Below are 17413 nucleotides of genomic sequence, written 5' to 3'. Positions count from 1 at the left end.
GACTTTTGGTGCCGTAAAGCGTTCCGGGCGACCTGACCCACATTCCGATCGACGTAGTGTCTTTCCCCTGACCTGTCGATCGTCCGGAACCGCCGAGCGGCGAGGTTTCGCCTCGTCGATACGTGTGACTCAAGAAGGGCCTGACGCTCTGTCGCTTTACTGTCTTGTCCAGGTACTCGATGCCGGTGAAATCGCCTCAATCTCATCGGCAACCGGAGCAAGGCTCATGAAAGAAGAACCGGCTATTTCTGGATATCGCAACGTTGTGGGCGGCGTGGATACCCATAAGGACGTGCATGTTGCAGCTGTCGTTGACGAACACGATCGTCTGCTCGGCAGTGAATGCTTCCCTACCACGCGGCATGGCTACAAACAGATGCTGCTCTGGATGCGCTCATTCGGAGAGCTTGCCCGGGTTGGCGTCGAATGCACCGGCTCCTACGGAGCGGGCTTGCTTCGCTACCTTCAACTGGCCCACGTAACGGTGCTTGAGGTCACGGCACCCGACAGGAGCGACCGGCGCAAACGCGGCAAGGACGACACGCTGGACGCTTGCAACGCGGCGCATGCTGCCTTTGCTGGTGTGCGTACAGTCACGCCCAAGACACGCGACGGCATGATTGAATCGCTGCGCGTTCTGAAAGTCTGCCGGAAGACCGCCATCTCCGCGAGGCGCGTTGCATTGCAACTAATTCACAGTACCATCATCAGCGCGCCTGACGAGTTACGCGAATCGCTGCGCAAGATGACACGGATGCAGCTTATTCGAACATTGGCCGCGTGGCGTCCCGATCTGTCTGACTATCGGAGCCTGATCTCTGCCAACCGGATTGCATTAAAATCACTGGGGCGTCGGTATCTCGAGTTGCACGACGAGATCGCCGACCTCGATGTCATGATCGCGGCTCTGGTCGATGAACTCGCCCCCGATCTGGTCTCCCGGTATTCAATTGGCTATGAGTCCGCTTCGCAACTGCTACTGACCGCTGGCGACAACAGCGACCGGCTTCAGTCAGAGGCCAGCTTCGCCGCCCTCTGTGGAGTGAGTCCCGTCCCGGCGTCTTCTGGCAAGGTGACACGACATCGACTGAATCGCGGTGGAGATCGCGCGGCCAACAGCGCCCTGCACATTATCGCCATCGGTCGATTGCGAACCGACGATCGCACAAAAGCCTATGTCGCCAAACGCGTCAGCGAGGGCCACTCAAAGCTTGAAGCGATTCGATGCCTCAAGCGCTATATCGCACGAGAGGTCTTCTACGCCATCCGGCAACGTTACCGCCAGATCGCGCAGACCCAATTTACCTCTTGACCTTTAGAAGGGCGTCAGAGGGGCGCAATACGCAAGCCGGGCGTACAGGAAGCTGGCTGTCGGATTCAAAGCCACCATCTCGATGAGCCGCCGTGCCAATGCATGGGACAACGCGCCGATGGAGAGCTTCTTCAAAACCCTGAAAGTCGAGAGAATCTATCAGGTTCGCTACGACACGCGAGCACAGGCTCGCCTGGATATCGTCGACTGGATCGAAGGCTATTACAATCGACAACGCTTACACACCTCAATCGACTTTCTCACCCCTGTCGAGTACGAGGCCACGTTGGCTGCTGCATGACTTGCTGTACGTGAAAACGAGGCAGGGTCAAACATCTCGTCGAGGTGCCACGCGCTACCGGGCTTGCGGCGTGCCGCTTTGACCCGGTGAGCAAAGCCCGCGCCAAACTTGTCGCACCAGCGGCGGATCGTCTCGTAGCTGACTATCACCCCACGCTCGAACAGCAACGCTTCGATGTCGCGCAGGCTGAGCTGAAATCGGAAGTCCCAACGCACGGCATGGCCGATGACCGACGCCGGGAATCGGTGGCCGTGATAGAGCGATTTCGGTTTTCTCATCGCTTCATCGTACGCCAACTCACCGCCAACGTGACAGTGCCCTTCAAACACCTGGCGAGCCGGCTTCAGCGGTCGTCCCGCGCCCGGCCTGCGCAGGTACTTTTTCTCTGGTGAAGGCGCACGTTGCGGAATCAGTGACTCCACCCCCTGCCAGAACTCATCGGTCACCTCCCACGATTCGACTCGCTTCTTAGTCAAGCCTTCGCTCCAACGCCGCACTCGCTTGCGGCTCCGAATGAAGCATACCTTTATTTACGGATAAGTTCTTAGGCGCACACGGATCGATAATACGCCATGCCATCGCGAATGGCACTGATAGCGGGTCGCATAACCTCTATATATTCAGGGGTTCCCGGTGCCGGCGCACCTCCTTTGATCCAGCAGTACCTTATTGCATGGGCAAAGCCGTTAGGCACGGCAAGAATAGAATCGCTTAACCCGCACGACCTCAGCAGGTGGTTTAAAAGAATTTGCGTCCATATCCGGTTGTTTTTATCGTTAAAAAAGTGCAAATGTACCATGGTGGATGCAAAGCCTGAGATCAAGGCTATCTGTTCATCCGGGTCGGCTATATTTTTTAGGTTGGCGATCAGATATTTCTTGAAAGCAGCTTCATATAATTTCGTGATTTGCGCTTCATTTTGGTAGTTAGTTTGATAAGAGCGAAAATATCCGGCGTCGTTTTTACCTAGGAAACTGTGCATGAATTCCATTTCTTCTATGGTTGGCCTGCTGCCGAGAGGGAAACCCGATGGATATTCCTGTTTGGGGAAATACATTTGCGCATAACCTGGGCCGTAACTAGCTGAAACATAATTGTTACGTTCGCCGTCCGGCAGCGAGTACTTGATATATTCAAACAGATATGCCAACTTTTCTGGAGCTACCAACCTATCCGTTGTTTTGAGGGAATCAATAAATTCCTTTTTTTCGATTTCACCAATCCCGGCTTTGAATTGATAACCCCTAAAGACATCCCCTGGTTGCTTGATGTTGAGGGTTCTATCGGCCATATTGAAGCAAATGCTACCCTCTTTGTAGCGTTTCATCACGCTGTACTTGGCCCCGCAACTTTCGGCCGAAACAGGAACAACTAGAAAATCACGAGTCTGCGCGGGGACGCACAGTTTCGCATTGTAACCTACACGCCGGTAAATTTCTTTAATACAGTCAAAATTTCCCACATCAAATCGCTGTGAGCTGGCGTAATTCATTCCCGCGCAAAAGCTTTCGGTGTTCTTTGTGCCCCGCCAGTCGTCAAACATTTTCTCGCCAAAGAGCCTAGACGGTTTGTATGAATCCTTATAGGCAAGCATCGGATCCACGATATAAATGTATCGGTAGCCGACTCGTATGTTCTTGATCGATTCTGGTAGGTCGACAATATCGTCGAAATATCTGTCTGACCCCGTGGGTAGTGCTTCGAATGGTGGGTAAAGCCGGCTTGCCAGACTTTTAAAATTCATGGCTAGAAAATACGCCTCGTCATTGCCTAACGTAACTCGATTGATATTTTCATTTGTCGCCGTCACCTGCGATGCGGGACTAATCGAAATAGCGGAAACTTCGTCGAACATTGTTTGTTTTTCCGGCGTTGACAACTTAGTGAGGTTTGACCGAAGCCGATGTATGAGTCCCCAGCGTCTCAAAAAGCATTGGACGGATTTTGGGTAACGTTGGTGAATTCACGCCATTGAGCAAAGCACACCGCCAGTTGTTTGCGGTAGAGTGTCGCGGGCACTGTCACGTTGGCGGTGAGTTGGCGTACGATGAAGCTATGAGAAAACCGAAATCACTTTATCACGGCCACCGATTCCCGGCGTCGGTCATCGGCCATACCGTGCGTTGGGACTTCCGATTTCAGCTCAGCCTGCGCGACATCGAAGCGTTGCTGTTCGAGCGTGGGGTGATAGTCAGCTACGAGACGATCCGCCGCTGGTGCGACAAGTTTGGCGGTTCCGTCGCAATAGGTGCGTATTTCGGCGAAGCCGAACACCGATTTCGGTTGAAGTCGAACAGGGTTTCCGGAGGAAGGTGAACAGCCGTTTCGGTTGAAGTCGAACGGTTTCGGTGAATTCCGGAATCGGTGTTCGGCGCTCCGAAACGCGTGTTCGGGAATCAGAGTGCCTTCCTTGCAACATCACGAAAAGACGGTATGGATCGAGCGCTTACCAAGCTCAGCGAATAGGCTGCGTACCAGCGCACGCACTGCAACATAACCTCCAACGGGTAGTGCAACCGCTTCAGGACCTTGACGATGCCTGCGGGCAAGGGCTTTTTCGGCGGTTTGGCTGCGCGCTTCATCGACTGAGTTCCCGATGCTTGAAACTGTAGAATCTACCTGACTATCCATATTGCGACGGAACCCTCGCACCATCTGCTCATGCCAGCGTCTGGGTGGTTTTTTGAGGTGCCCGAGTGTGTAATGGAATGCCCTATATCTCCATCACACCGACGACATTCATGTCGGGGAAGATCAAGACGTCAGGCATTTCAATACGTGAATCGTCGTATATGCCTCGCATATCTCTATCCTTAATAAAATCAAGCTCGTTACTCACTACTTCCCTGCCGTTCTTATTTACAATTTCTTCCCAAGCTTGTTTGCAGCTAAATTCTTCCCCTTCAAGAACATCGTCAAATTTCGAATTGGAGTGCATTGTTAGTAGATCGGCATAAGTTAAATTACACTTAGCCAAAGTCACAATAAACTCCTTGAGGTCAGCCAAAGTTGACGGCTCCATCCTCTCAAAACCTTGAAACATAAGCTGATGATCTGCCGCTGGGTTTTTGCCGATGCAAACTAAATTATGAGAATTCATTGTGGCCGTAGGGTGAAACACGCGAGCATTTACGGCTTCAATATAAAGGATGTCACCTTTATTCATTTGATTAACGGATTTCACGGCAATTTTTAGGCCAATTTCTTCCAATAACTTATTGACGTCCGATGCGTCTAAAGAAAATTTTCCGCCAAGCTTGCTGGATAACAATTCGTTTAAACGCTCATCGCCAAGCTCATCCCTCAAAGATAAAGTCATGCACAGATTAACAAACAACGTGCAATCCAACACAAAAGGATCGTGAGCAATCAACTTATTCAAAGCCCCAGATAAATCCTTACCCTCGTAGATATACGCGATGCTTCCATCTTCTTCTATTCTCTGCCTCATCCCCTCAATTTCTTTACTTAAGACGTCCTGATATATTTTATATATTTTTCTATTTTCTTCGCAAAGATTTTTAAAGTTTCCTGCTTTTCTATTGGCGCCATTCGAGGTAAGAAATTCGTCCTCGTATCTAAGGTTGTTTTTTTTATTTAACTCGCCAACATAGCGAATCATTCTATTTCTGAATCGACTATTGTTCAATGATTTATAGCTAATTTTTTTGTCTGCTGGCTTTATTTCTATATCGGTATCGGCAAATTTTTTAATTACAATTTCTTTGATCGCACTCACCCTTGCTGGTGAGTCGTTATCAAAACTGTGAAATTTGACATTCACACACTTGCATTCAGGATTTTTTTTCAAAAAACTCTTAATATTGCCCTCTATTGTTTCGGCTATTTTTGCAGTGGCAACGTCAGAGTCCACATTCAAAGAATAAAATCCTGGATTGATTTTGCACGAGTCGGCCTTCTGAATTTTTTCTTCCGTTGAAGAATCTCCATCATGAAAATATAAGTGAGCCGTATTGGTGCACCCAATAGAAGAAGCCTCGTCATTCGGATCTTGTTTTTGGTATATTGATTTGTATCCACCTACATTCATTGAAGTGAACATATGAAAATCCATATTGAAAAATTCACTGGGAAAACAAAAGACATTATTGATTAGAAACACATGAACTTTAATCAAGCGGCATAGCGAATTGGCTGTTATTGTCAGGTTGTTCGGATGGGCGAGGTGGGAGGATAGAAAGCGACATGAAAAAATCTGGTTCCGTCGCAATATGGATAGTCAGGTAGATTCTACAGTTTCAAGCACCGGGAACTCAGTCGATGAAGCGTAAGCGTGACTTGAAGGCCGCATGGACAAAGGTTCCTGCGGTGTCCAAAGTGATGTCCGTTACTTCATGAACTGAACCCCAGAAGTTGGACGGTGGTTGAACGAATTTCACGCGAAGCGAATCCGGTATTCGACGGGGCTTAGGCCTTTGAGCTTCAGCTTGATCCGATCGTGATTGTAGTACCGGATGTAGTGATCAATGCCTGCTTGCAGCTCCTCTACGCTGCGGAATGTCTCCAGGTAATAAAGCTCCGACTTTAACGTGCCGAAGAAGCTTTCCATCGCGGCATTATCAAGGCAATTACCTTTTCGCGACATGCTTTGCTTCGCCGCGTGTGCGTCAAGCAGCCGCCGATATTCGGGCATTTTGTATTGCCAGCCCTGGTCCGAATGCAGCATCGGCCGGTCATCAACTTTCAACCTGCTAAAGGCTTTCTTGAGCATCCCGCCAACCATGCCGAAAAGTGGTCGAGAGGACATCTCGTACGAAACGATTTCGCCATTGAAGAGATCTAGCACGGGAGACAGGTACAGTTTCCGACCGCCCACGTTGAACTCGGTCACATCTGTCACCCACTTTTCATTTGGCCGATTGGCATAAAACTGACGCGCCAGGTCGTTTGGGGCAACGTGTCCGAGTTGACCTTTGTAGGAACGGTATTTCTTCACTCGTACCCGGCATCGCAACTGAAGCTGCACCATCAGTCGGCGAACCGTCTTGTGATTCACGAGGTCACCACCACGGCGGACAGCAGCCGTGATACGACGATAGCCATAACGCCCTTTGTGCCGGTCAAACAACTCCCGAATCTTCAACTTCAAGTCGGCATATTTGTCATTTCGCTGCAACGTCCTTTGCTGATAGTAGAACGTGCTGCGGGCAAGGCCGGCTAGCTGCAGCAGACCGGCAAGCGGGTAATGTTGCCTCAGCTCAAGCACGATCAGCGTCCGCTCTTTTGCGGTTGCCGAGCATTCGCCCGAACCAAGGCCTCGAGCTTTTTTAGATATGCATTCTCCATTCGGAGACTCTTGAGCTCGTCGATCAGATCCTGTCGACTGCGGTCATGGTCGGAATTCGGTTGCTTTGCTTGGTCAGAGGAGGCTTTTGACATCGTCTTGCGGCGCTCTCTGGGCACTCGCCCGAGAGCTTTCGGACCGCCTTGATTGAATTTATCTTCCCACTCGCCAATCACGTTGAAGCGGCGGATGTTGAACAGTGCTGCAGTTTGACGCTGCGACAAGCCTTCTTCGCGCATCCGCTTCAGCACCGAAAGTTTGAATTCAGCACTGAAATTCGTGGGAATCCGCTTCTTCGTTCGCACGCCTTCTTCACCATGAGCCCGATAGCCGGCAATCCATTGACGCAACGATGAAACATTGACGCTATGCCGTTGGGCAACCGCTTTTAGGCCGGCCTCGCCGCTGCAGTAATCTCTAACGGCCGCCAACTTGGCTTGATCCGTGTATTTTCCCATAATCTATTCAGATCGGAGTCCAACCTTCGGGGTTCAGTTCACTTCAAGTGGTGGGGACTACTTTGGACACACGGAATGTAAAGCCTTCGAACCGTAAAGGCAGACCGAATTACACACCAGAGTACCGACGGCAAGTTGCCGTCGCGGCATGCGAGCCGGGTATTTCGGTGGCCAAGCTCGCGCAGGTGCACGGGCTGAATTCGAATATGGTGTTCAAGTGGCGTCGGCAACTGCGAGCGGGACTTTTTGAAGGGACGGGGCACAGCACAGCGGTGTTGCTGCCCGTAGCGCTACCTGATGCACCGAGCGGCGAGAGAGCAGAACCGGTGTCGCCCGCTCTACAGTCTGTCGAGCCACATCGCGAGAGCGTGCCGGCAGCATCGGGCATCGAAATTGAACTAAACGGTGCCCGTGTACGTGTCACGGGCATGGTCGACCCCGTGCAGTTGCGCCTCGTGCTGCGCTGCCTGATGCCAGCATGATTGCGCCGCCAAGCGGTACCCGCGTTTGGCTGGCAGCGGGCATTACCGATATGCGCCGTGGCATGGATGGGCTTGCCGCACTGGTGCAGTCAGCACTCGGACGTGACCCCTTCTCGGGGCACATCTTCCTGTTTCGCGGGCGTCGCGGTGACCTCATCAAGATTTTATGGTGGAGCGGCGACGGCATGAACCTGTACGCGAAACGACTCGAGCGCGGACGCTTCGTGTGGCCACAAGCGGATTCAGGAACGGTCCATCTATCTGCCGCCCAACTGTCGATGCTGCTCGAGGGGATTGATTGGCGGCATCCCGAGCGGACGTGGCAGCCGACGCACGCGGCGTAAAGGGGGAAGCGAGGGTCCACAAACCCGTGGGCTTCATTTACACTGGCACGCATGCCAGCTAGCCATCTGCCCGATGACATCCCCGCACTCAAGCGAATCGTTGCTTCGCGCGACGAGACCATCGCACAGTTGCTGGCCGAGATCTCGCGACTCAAGCGTTGGCAGTATGGGCGGTCATCGGAGCGCATGACCGAACTGATGGACCAGTTGCAGCTCGCGCTCGGTGAACTGCCCGCTGCTGAATCGGCCATGACCGCGACGTCGAAGGTGCCCGATGCTGATACGGCTGCTGATACATCAGCCACAACGAACGTTGTCCCGCTGCGCCGCAAGTCGCGGCACTTCCCTGCCCATCTTCCTCGCGAAACGGTTGTGCATGCGCCGTCAAACTGCGGATGCCCGGAGTGCGGCAAACAGATGCGAGCACTCGGCGAGGACGTCTCGGAGGTGCTCGACTATGTGCCCGGCTACTTCAAGGTACTGCGTCACGTCCGTCCGAAGCTGAGCTGCCCGCGCTGTGCCGCAGTCGTGCAGGAGCCGGCACCTTCGCGGCCGATAGCACGCTCGATGGCGGGTGCGGGGCTGCTCGCACAGGTCGTCGTCGCGAAGTACGCTGACCATACGCCGCTCTACCGGCAGGCCGGCATCTATCGACGCGCGGGCATCGAACTGGATCGGGCAACACTGGCTTCGTGGGTGCGTGAAGCAGCTGCGCTGCTGCAACCGCTGTCCGATGCACTTGGTCGTTACGTGCGCGATGCAGACAAGATCCATACCGACGACACGCCCATGCCTGTGCTGGAGCCGGGGCGTGGCAAGACACGCACGGCGCGCCTGTGGACCTATGTGCGCGATGACCGCCCGGCAGGAAGCCGTGCGCCACCAGCAGTCTGGTACAGGTACTCACCCGACCGCAAAGGGGAGCGACCTCGGGAACATCTGGCGGGCTACACGGGAATCCTGCAGGCAGATGCCTTCAGCGGGTATGACGCCCTGTATCGTGACGGCACGGTCATCGAGGCCGGATGCTGGGCGCATGCGCGGCGCAAGTTCTACGACCTGTACAAGCTGGACAGCTCACCGATTGCCGAAGAAGCACTGCGCCGCATCGGGGCGCTATATGTTGTTGAACGCGAGGTTCGCGGCCAGACGCCGGACGTGCGCCTGTCTGCGCGTCAGCAACGCTCGGCACCGTTGCTCACCGAGCTGAAGGCTTGGCTCGAACACTCGCTCTCACAGGTCTCGACGAAGTCGGGGTTGGCCAAGGCGATCAGATACTCGCTGGGGCACTGGCACGCACTCACACACTATTGCGAAGACGGGCGCGTCGAGGTGGACAACAATACGGCGGAGCGTGCGATCAGGCCGCTGGTCCTCGGCAGGCGCAATTATCTGTTCGCAGGCTCAGACGGCGGCGGCGAAAGCGCGGCGGTGATCTACAGCCTGATCGGTACTGCACGCCTGAACGGCTTCGATCCGTTTGCGTACCTGCGCACGGTGTTTGAGCGCATCGCCGATCATCCCATCAACCGCATCGACGAGTTGCTGCCGTGGAGCCTGATGTCAGCCGAACACGTCGAGCAGCACGCCGCCTGAGAATCAATCCGATGGTCCACCCCCTCAGACCTGCTGTGCGCCGAGTCAAGGCGCCAGTGCCCGATTACGTACTGCGCGTTGAGCTGAAGTACATCAAGCCTGCGATTTGGCGCCGAATCATCGTTCCCGGTTCGATCCGGCTGGGCAAGCTGCATGTCGTGCTACTGCTGGCCATGGGCTGGGAGGGCGGGCACCTGCACGAATTCGTCTTCGGCGAAACCAACTATGGTGAACCGGATGACTTCGGGTTCGAGAGCGATCCGCCAATGCTCAATGAAGCACGGGTCACGCTGGCGAAGGCGCTGGGCGGGTTGAAGTCATTCACCTACGTCTACGATTACGGGGACAACTGGCAGCATCGGATCAAGGTCGAGAAGGCGCTGACGCCTGATCCAGACATGCGCCGGCCGCTGTGCCTGGACGGGCAGAATGCGTGTCCACCGGAAGACGTCGGTGGAGTTCCAGGATATGCCGACTTCCTCGAAGCGATCACCGATCCGACGCACGAGGAACACGACCACTTCCTCGAGAGGTGTGGCGGCAGCTTCGATCCCGCCGCTTTCGATCTCGTGCTGACGAATCAGCGGCTCTCAGAGGTCAAGCTCTGATCGTCAAGACGGCCTTAGAGTGACGCTTACACACCATCCTCGCCCGCGTGGTCACCGTGTTCGGCGCGGCCAGGCCACACCACGCCTACCTGTTTGCTAACCGACACTCGACACGTATGAAGGTGTTGGTCTACGACGGCCTGGGGTTCTGGCTCGCCGCGCGCCGCTTGAACAAAGGGCGCTTCGTGTGGGGCAACGGCGAGTATGACCTCGTCAACGCGCTAAACGCGGAACAGCTGCACGCGCTCGTGTGCGGACTCCCCTGGCAAACGCTCGCGGCGGATCACGCGATTACCGTCGTGTAATACCCCCACGGCCGTAAACTGGCTTGCGAGGGCTGCGAGGCAGGTTGTGGCAGACTGGCTGTCATGACCTCTGCCACCGAACTCGATAGCCTGAACCCCGACGAACTGCGCGCGCTGGCTGCGCGGTTGATGGCACAGGTCGGTGAGAAGGACCGGGAGCTGCATTACCGTCAGACGCGCATCGATCAGCTCACGCATGAAATTGCCGTGCTCAAGCGCATGCACTTCGGCAAGCGCAGCGAAAAGCTCAATACCGAGCAGATGAATCTACTCGAAGAGACGATGGACGCGGATCTGGCGGCCATTGAGCTCGAGCTGGCGCAGTTGAAATCGGTGCCGGCCCCGCACGACACGCGCCGGAAACCCAAACGCTTGCCATTGCCGGAGCGCTTGCCACGAACAGAGATTCACCACGAGCCGGAGAGTATCGTTTGCACCTGCGGATGTGAGCGGGTACGCGTGGGCGAGGACATCAGCGAGAAACTCGACTACACGCCCGGCGTCTTTACGGTGGAGCGCCACATCCGAGGCAAGTGGGCCTGCAAGGCTTGCGAGACGCTGATTCAGGCACCCGTGCCGGCGCACGTGATCGATAAGGGGATTCCGACGACGGGCCTGCTCGCGCAGGTGCTGGTCGCGAAGTTTGGCGATCACCTACCGCTGTACCGGCAGGAACGTATTTTTGTCCGCGCGGGCCTGGCGATCCCGCAATCGACCCTGGGTGCCTGGGTAGGCGCGTGTGGGGTGCAGTTGCAACCGCTGGTCGACGCGTTGCGTGAGGCCCTGCTTGCCCAAGCGGTATTGCATGCCGACGAGACGCCGGTGCAGATGTTGGCACCGGGCAAGGGCAAAACCCAGCGCGCTTACGTGTGGGCGTATGCGAGCACGCAATTCGCTGACATTCGCGCAGTGGTTTATGACTTTGCCGAAAGCCGTGCTGGCGAAAACGCGCGTCGATTCTTAGAGGCATGGCAAGGCAAGCTGGTGTGCGATGACTTTAGCGGCTACAAAGAAGGATTCAAACAAGGGCTGACCGAAGTGGGTTGCATGGCGCACGCGCGACGCAAATTCTTTGATCTGCATGTGCAACACAAAAGTGAGCTCGCGGCCCAGGCGCTGACGTACTTCGGTGCGCTCTACGACGTGGAGCGCGAGCTCGCGCAGCTTAGCGCAGGCGAGCGAAGGGAACTACGCGAAGCGCGAGGCCGGCCGATTGCGCAGGGGTTACACGCGTGGATGATCGAGCAGCGTGGGCGAGTCTCGCCGGGATGGGCCTGTCATTAATTTCGTGTTTGAGGCATAACATGTCGCCAAGGAGTGACTATGCCTCGCAAACCGAAGACCCCGCCGGTAGAGCTACCGGCAATTCCCGCTGAATTGCTTGAACAATTCGGTAACGGCCCGATGACGGCCGAAGCCATCCACGCCGCGACGCTTGCGCTCAAGAAGGCGCTCATAGAACGCGCGCTGGGGGGCGAGCTCAATCACCATCTCGGCTACGCGCCTGGCGCGGCCAAACCGGCCAGCGTGACCAATCAGCGCAATGGCAAAGGCGCCAAGACGGTTCTGACTGAAGGCGGCCCGATTCGCATCGGGGTGCCCCGCGACCGTGATGGCAGCTTCGAACCACTGTTGATCCCCAAACACGAACGACGCTTTACAGGCTTCGACGACAAGATAGTCGCCATGTACGCCCGGGGTATGACCGTGCGCGAGATTCAGGGCTTTGTTCTGGAGCAGTACGGCACCGAGGTCTCGCCCGAGTTCATCAGCTCAGTCACTGACGAAGTGATGGCTGAAGTCACGGCGTGGCAGGCTCGGCCACTTGAGCCGATGTATCCGGTCGTGTTCTTCGACGCGCTGCGCGTGAAGATCCGCGAGGATGCCGTCGTGCGTAACAAGGCCATTTATCTCGCGCTGGGCATTCTGCCCGACGGCACGCGCGACATCCTGGGCCTGTGGATCGAGAACACCGAGGGGGCCAAGTTCTGGATGAAAGTGTTCAACGATCTGAAAACGCGCGGCGTGGGCGACATCCTGATTGCTGTGACTGACGGCCTCAAAGGCATGCCCGAGGCGTTAGCCGCGGTGTTTCCAGCGACGACGTTGCAAACGTGCATCGTCCACCTGATCCGCAACAGTTTGGATTACGCGAGCTGGAAGGATCGTAAGGGGCTGGCCGCCGCAATCAAGCCGATCTATACGGCACCAAGCGCCGAGGCGGCTCTGGCCGAATTGGACGCATTTTCCCAAGGGCCGTGGGGCCAGAAATTCCCGCCGGTCAGTGCCGCGTGGCGCAATGCCTGGGATCGTGTCATTCCGTTCTTCGCGTTCCCGCCCGCTGTGCGCCGGGTGATCTACACAACGAACGCTATTGAGAACATCAACTCGCAGCTTCGCAAGATCATCAAGACCCGAGGCCATTTCCCAACCGATGATGCGGCAACAAAGCTGATCTGGCTGGCGCTGCGTAACATCACCGCAGATTGGGGCCGCGCCGCTCAAGATTGGAAGACAGCTATGAACCAATTCGCTATCCTTTACGAGGATCGTTTCGTCCGGCCATCCGTGTAAACCTCAACCCCGCCTTGAACACGGAATTTCTGACACCCCCCGCCGGGATCGGCCATCGCCAAAGCGCTGGACTACAGCCTCAAGCGCTGGGCAGCACTGGTAATGCCCCCGTTTTCCACGGTCAGCAGAAGTAGAAACTAAGCGACCATGGCAAGCCGCTGCTTCGGGGTAAAACCGCCCAATGCCATATTCGGGCGCTCGTGATTGTAAATCCACATCCAGTCGGCCGCCGCTTCGCGAACCTGCTCCAGGTCCTCCCACAGGTACTGCGACAGCCATTCGTATCGCGCAGTCCGGTTGAACCGTTCGATATACGCATTCTGCTGCGGCTTGCCCGGCTCGATGTATTCCAGCCGGATGCCTTGCTTCTGCGTCCATGTCACGATGGCCGCACTCAAATATTCCGGGCCGTTGTCGCACCGGATGACCTTCGGCTTGCCTCGCCATTCCATATGCTGCTTCAGCGTGCGAATCACCCGCTCGGATGGCAACGAGAAATCCACCTCGATGCCCAGCGCCTCGCGGTTGAAATCATCAATCACGTTCAGCGTCCGGATACTGCGCCCGTCAACCAGTTGGTCATGCATGAAGTCCATCGACCACACTTCATTGATGGCCTCCGGTACCGATAGCGGCTGCGGCGTTTCGCGCACCAGCCGCTTTTTCGGCTTGATGCGCAGGTTCAGCTCCAGCTCCCGGTAAATTCGGTAAATGCGCTTGTGGTTCCAGCCGAATCCCTTCACATTACGCAGGTAGAAGTAGCACAGCAGAAAACCCCAGTTGCGATGGCAGCCCGTAATACGCAGTAGCCAGTCGGCAATCTCTTCGTTCTCCGTGTTCAACTTCGCCGCGTACCGGTAGCACGACTCGCTGATGCCGAGCACCGCGCACGCCACACGAATTGACACGCGCCGCTGTTGCACAACTTGCTTTGCCATCTCGCGCCGACGAGATGGCTTCAGAACTTTTTTTGCAGGGCCTCCGAGGCAATCTCAGCCTTGAGCTTCTCCTCGATGTACATCTTGCGAAGCCGGGTATTCTCCGCCTCCAGCTCCTTCATGCGCGACATCATCGACGCGTCCATGCCGCCGTACTTCGAGCGCCACTTATAAAACGTTGCCGAACTGATGCCCAGTTCTCGGCACAGCTCCGGCACCGCCAGCCCAGCCTCCGCGCGCTTGAGCGCCTCCAGTATCTGGCTGTCCGTGAATCTCGACTTCTTCATCTGCAGAACTCCCTCTTAACGAGAAAATTCTACTTCTCCTAGCGGTGGATTTCAGGGGGCATTACCCACTGACACGTTATCTGGCCGATGGGCTGCTGCCTATCGATAACAATTGGGTGGAAAACCAGATCCGCCCATGGGCAACGGGACGCGGCAATTGGTTGTTTGCTGGCTCATTGCGTGCGGGTAAGCGCGGTGCGGCGATCATGAGCTTGATCCGCTCGGCACAACTCAATGGGCACGATCCGTACGTCTATCTGAAGGACGTGCTGACTCGATTGCCGACGCACAAAGCCAGAGACATCGCGCAACTGCTACCGCATCATTGGAAGCCGGCAAACACCTGATTGCCCGGACTCTCCATTGGGGATGGGTTTACCGGAGGCTTACGACGCAAATCACAGTTGCTGAGTTGATTGCCCGTGACGGCGAAGCGGGCGCGGCCCGGCGCCGTCAAGGAAACAGGCGCCGGGTAGATGGGAGAGTTGCGTCCCGACAGCGACAGCAGTTGCTGGGTCTCGTCGCTTACGCCTGATCCAGAGGCGCTTCCTGCAGACGCTCCAGCAAGTCGTATCCTCTGAGCCATTCCTTTTCCTCGACGGGGCGCCGCAGGTACGGGTGGTGGCCTTTGATCACGGTCGACACCGTCTTCGCGGTGACTAAGTGGAAGACCCCCTTCGCGTCAGATGCGTCGAACGCGAGCCATTCCACGGTCGCCTCTGGGGCGAAGTCTTCGAACGACAAGACATCTTCTCCCTTTGGCAGATTAAGCGTCATGCCAGATTGCGCGATGCGAAGGCCCTTCTTCAGGCCTTCCAGGCGCAATGCGATTTCTTTAGTGATGGCTTTGACCATCCCCGCCCGGCTCAACGGGGGGGCCGTGGCACGGATGTCATGCTGGGTCGCCCCGGCATTGGCGCGCTCGGCCAACTCGGATAGACCCGCCGCCTCGAACACTTCAGCGGCCTTGCGGCACGCTTGCGCGGCCGGGCTGTGCAGACTCGCCTCCGAGTACAGTTTTGCCGCGCTGCACCAGGCGTCTGCCGCCTGCCGCAGCCCCTCCCCCTCGGGGTCGGTTCGCGCGAGCTTTAGCAAGGCTTGTGCGGCCGTCTCGTAGGCGCTGGCCGCGCTCTGGTAGGCCTGTTCCGCCTCCGTGTGCAAACCGACCGCGGCATAGGCATCGGCGCCTCTGAAGCGGGCGCCTTCCGCGCGCAGGAGCGCGTCGGCGGCCGCAACGGCGGAACCCGCTTGCGACTGAAGATGGGCGACGCGCAGGTAGGCTTCAGCAGCTTTCGAGTGCGCACCTGCCTCGGTGTAGATCTGTGCGGCCTGCTCGTCGGCAGTGCTCGCCAGTGCACGGATACGGTCGACCTGCGCGTGCGTCAGCGTGACGGACGCGGGCCTCAGGAGGGTTTCGGCCGCCGTCACGTAGTTGCGTGCGGCCCACTCGTAGGCGGCATGGGAGAGTGCGTAATGACGTGCTTTCCGATATAACCTTGCAGCCTGCCAAGCGAGTGTGGCGGCCACTTCGTGCTGGTCTGCCGGCTCGGCCTGAGCGGCCCGCCAGTAGGCTTGTGCGGTCAACCCGTGGACTTGTTCGGTCAGCGTATCCAGGTGCCGCGCGTCATACTGGGACGCAATCCCGCGGTAACGTTCGATGGCCTCCTTGTGCCGTCCGAGCCGCGTCAGGGCATTTGCGGCTCGCTTTTCGGCGTCCAGAGTCTGCAGCGCGCGCTCCGGGTCGTCGCGCAAAAGTGCTGCGGCCGCCTCGAAACCCCGTAAGGCCAGTTCGTAAGCGTCGCGGGCCGGCGTGGCGTCACCGGCCAACGCGAGTGCTTCGGCGTGCATCATGTAGAGCTCGGCGGACATGTTACAGGCGGCCGCAGCCAGCCAGGGCCTGCCCGCGCGCTGATGCGCCAGCCCGGCGCTGCTGTAAGCGTGCGCGGCCAACTCGAGCTTGTCCGTCTGCGCGTAGGTGCCCGCCGCCATCTCGTAGCTCTCGGCGGCCAGCTCCGGCTGATGGTTCCGACGCTGAGCCTCGGCCGCCTGGAAATAGGCGTGGGCCGCCCGGTCGGCCCAGCCTGGCACCTGCCGAAAGGCTTCGGCGGCCGTTTTATAGTCCTCGGCGGCCCGTTCGTAACGCTTTGCGTTCATGAGGGACTCACCCTGTAGGCGCCAAGCACGGCCGGCCAGACGCAACCAGTCGGCACCAGCGAAATAAGTGGCGAACTTGTCGTCTGCGGCGTGGCCGTGAAGCGTTCGCAGCAGCGCGGCCCGTCCGGCGGGCGAGAGATGCTCCGCCAGCAGATTCCACGCGGGCTCGCGCGCGCCAGGGATCGCGTTAGTACTCTGCTGCTGAACATCAGCGTGCCGGCAGAGGATTAGGGTGGCGACGGCGTCCCGGACATTGTCCGGCTGCCTGCCGTCAAAGGCCTCGTTGCAGAAGTCGATAAGTTCCTGCGTTTCGCTGAGGATCCAATGGGCATTTTCGGCGGCCCGGCTGTCCGTGACGTCAATTGCCGCCGCGGCTGCAACGGTGATGGCGAGCCCCTCGCCGCCGGGCGCGAGGAGCAGGGGAGGGTAGGGGTGTGCGGGATCGATGCGCTTCATCGGGGCGTTTCTCGGGCGAGTCGTGGTGAGGTTAAGGGATACCACCGACAGCCGTGCGGTGCAGTCGCATTTCGGCCAAAATACGCGCGAAGGGGAAATGGCAGGCGGGCCCTGGCGACCCCGCCGGCAAACCGGCCCGGCTGACGCAGCGCGTCCAGTCGCCCGGCACACGGCCTGCGACACTTGCGCGAGCCCGGGGACGGGGGGCAGGCGAGACGCCACCGCCGGTGGCGAGCACGTCACGCGGCGGCGTTCGCGTGTCGCGCTCCCAGGGTCGCTGCCGCCCAGCGCGA

The 17413-nt window shown here is 57.3% G+C and carries 12 protein-coding genes and 8 pseudogenes; 11 read left to right on the top strand and 9 right to left on the bottom strand.

Annotated elements, in window-relative coordinates; all coding sequences use genetic code 11:
• Positions 1-226: 226 nt before the first annotated feature.
• Both MB84_RS26510 and MB84_RS26505 read left to right on the top strand, forming a co-directional pair.
• A complete protein-coding gene (locus MB84_RS26510; RefSeq protein ID WP_046289963.1) occupies positions 227-1312 on the top strand; it encodes an IS110 family RNA-guided transposase in 1086 nt (361 codons plus the stop codon).
• Positions 1313-1331: 19 nt separating this feature from the next.
• Positions 1332-1613: pseudogene (locus MB84_RS26505) on the top strand (IS3 family transposase); the annotation flags it as partial.
• Between the two features lie 29 nt (positions 1614-1642).
• On the opposite strand, the pseudogene MB84_RS29480 reads toward MB84_RS26505, so the two are convergent.
• The 4 genes and pseudogenes from MB84_RS29480 to MB84_RS31285 form a co-directional block, all read right to left on the bottom strand.
• Positions 1643-1891 (bottom strand): annotated as a pseudogene (locus tag MB84_RS29480) (IS6 family transposase); the annotation flags it as partial.
• A 27-nt stretch (positions 1892-1918) separates the two neighbouring features.
• Positions 1919-2089, bottom strand: a pseudogene (locus MB84_RS30295) (IS5/IS1182 family transposase); the annotation flags it as partial.
• A gap of 68 nt (positions 2090-2157) precedes the next feature.
• On the bottom strand, positions 2158-3468 hold the full coding sequence (locus tag MB84_RS26495) for a hypothetical protein (RefSeq protein WP_052653856.1): 1311 nt from the start codon (positions 3466-3468) through the stop codon (positions 2158-2160).
• A gap of 68 nt (positions 3469-3536) precedes the next feature.
• Positions 3537-3626 (bottom strand): annotated as a pseudogene (locus tag MB84_RS31285) (IS6 family transposase); the annotation flags it as partial.
• 42 nt (positions 3627-3668) lie between these two features.
• Between MB84_RS31285 and MB84_RS29475 the strand changes: the two are divergent.
• Positions 3669-3857, top strand: a pseudogene (locus MB84_RS29475) (IS6 family transposase); the annotation flags it as partial.
• A gap of 206 nt (positions 3858-4063) precedes the next feature.
• On the opposite strand, the pseudogene MB84_RS30630 reads toward MB84_RS29475, so the two are convergent.
• The 3 genes and pseudogenes from MB84_RS30630 to MB84_RS29470 form a co-directional block, all read right to left on the bottom strand.
• Positions 4064-4195, bottom strand: a pseudogene (locus MB84_RS30630) (IS6 family transposase); the annotation flags it as partial.
• Between the two features lie 131 nt (positions 4196-4326).
• Positions 4327-5676: a hypothetical protein gene (locus MB84_RS30290; RefSeq protein WP_157123046.1), complete on the bottom strand. Its 1350-nt coding sequence runs from the start codon at positions 5674-5676 to the stop codon at positions 4327-4329.
• Between the two features lie 333 nt (positions 5677-6009).
• A protein-coding gene (locus MB84_RS29470; protein ID WP_157123044.1) for an IS3 family transposase occupies positions 6010-7376 on the bottom strand; the annotation gives its coding sequence in 2 pieces (ribosomal slippage) (positions 6010-6905 and positions 6905-7376; 1368 coding nt in all).
• A 47-nt stretch (positions 7377-7423) separates the two neighbouring features.
• Between MB84_RS29470 and tnpA the strand changes: the two genes are divergently transcribed.
• The 7 genes and pseudogenes from tnpA to MB84_RS26440 all read left to right on the top strand — a co-directional run bounded on the left by tnpA (position 7424) and on the right by MB84_RS26440 (position 13285).
• Complete coding sequence (tnpA, locus tag MB84_RS26470; protein WP_052652849.1) at positions 7424-7858, top strand: IS66-like element accessory protein TnpA; 435 nt, start codon at positions 7424-7426, stop codon at positions 7856-7858.
• Positions 7855-8202 (top strand): IS66 family insertion sequence element accessory protein TnpB, encoded by a 348-nt coding sequence (tnpB, locus tag MB84_RS26465; protein ID WP_046290068.1) that lies wholly within the window; start codon positions 7855-7857, stop codon positions 8200-8202. Before tnpA ends, tnpB (MB84_RS26465) begins: the two co-directional genes overlap by 4 nt.
• 51 nt (positions 8203-8253) lie before the next feature.
• Positions 8254-9798, top strand: coding sequence for an IS66 family transposase (tnpC, locus tag MB84_RS26460; protein ID WP_046290069.1), 1545 nt, complete (start codon positions 8254-8256; stop codon positions 9796-9798).
• Positions 9799-9809: 11 nt separating this feature from the next.
• Complete coding sequence (locus MB84_RS26455; RefSeq protein ID WP_046290070.1) at positions 9810-10406, top strand: plasmid pRiA4b ORF-3 family protein; 597 nt, start codon at positions 9810-9812, stop codon at positions 10404-10406.
• Between the two features lie 35 nt (positions 10407-10441).
• Positions 10442-10711, top strand: coding sequence for an IS66 family insertion sequence element accessory protein TnpB (gene tnpB, locus MB84_RS26450; RefSeq protein WP_052653847.1), 270 nt, complete (start codon positions 10442-10444; stop codon positions 10709-10711).
• A gap of 63 nt (positions 10712-10774) precedes the next feature.
• A pseudogene (tnpC, locus tag MB84_RS26445) lies at positions 10775-11986 on the top strand (IS66 family transposase); the annotation flags it as partial.
• 48 nt (positions 11987-12034) lie between these two features.
• Positions 12035-13285: an IS256 family transposase gene (locus MB84_RS26440; RefSeq protein WP_046290551.1), complete on the top strand. Its 1251-nt coding sequence runs from the start codon at positions 12035-12037 to the stop codon at positions 13283-13285.
• Positions 13286-13422: 137 nt separating this feature from the next.
• Here MB84_RS26440 and MB84_RS26435 read toward each other — a convergent pair.
• A protein-coding gene (locus tag MB84_RS26435; protein ID WP_157122635.1) for an IS3 family transposase occupies positions 13423-14510 on the bottom strand; the annotation gives its coding sequence in 2 pieces (ribosomal slippage) (positions 13423-14261 and positions 14261-14510; 1089 coding nt in all).
• A gap of 68 nt (positions 14511-14578) precedes the next feature.
• Here MB84_RS26435 and MB84_RS26425 point away from each other — a divergent pair.
• Positions 14579-14857 (top strand): annotated as a pseudogene (locus MB84_RS26425) (transposase domain-containing protein); the annotation flags it as partial.
• 178 nt (positions 14858-15035) lie between these two features.
• Here the strand turns inward: MB84_RS26425 and MB84_RS26420 are convergent.
• Entirely contained in the window at positions 15036-17120 is a 2085-nt protein-coding gene (locus tag MB84_RS26420) for a soluble NSF attachment family protein (RefSeq protein ID WP_052653841.1), read from the bottom strand.
• Positions 17121-17413: the final 293 nt, after the last annotated feature.

The sequence above is a fragment of the Pandoraea oxalativorans genome, from assembly GCF_000972785.3.
Taxonomy (GTDB): domain Bacteria; phylum Pseudomonadota; class Gammaproteobacteria; order Burkholderiales; family Burkholderiaceae; genus Pandoraea; species Pandoraea oxalativorans.
This window is presented reverse-complemented; position numbering and strand designations above follow the sequence as displayed.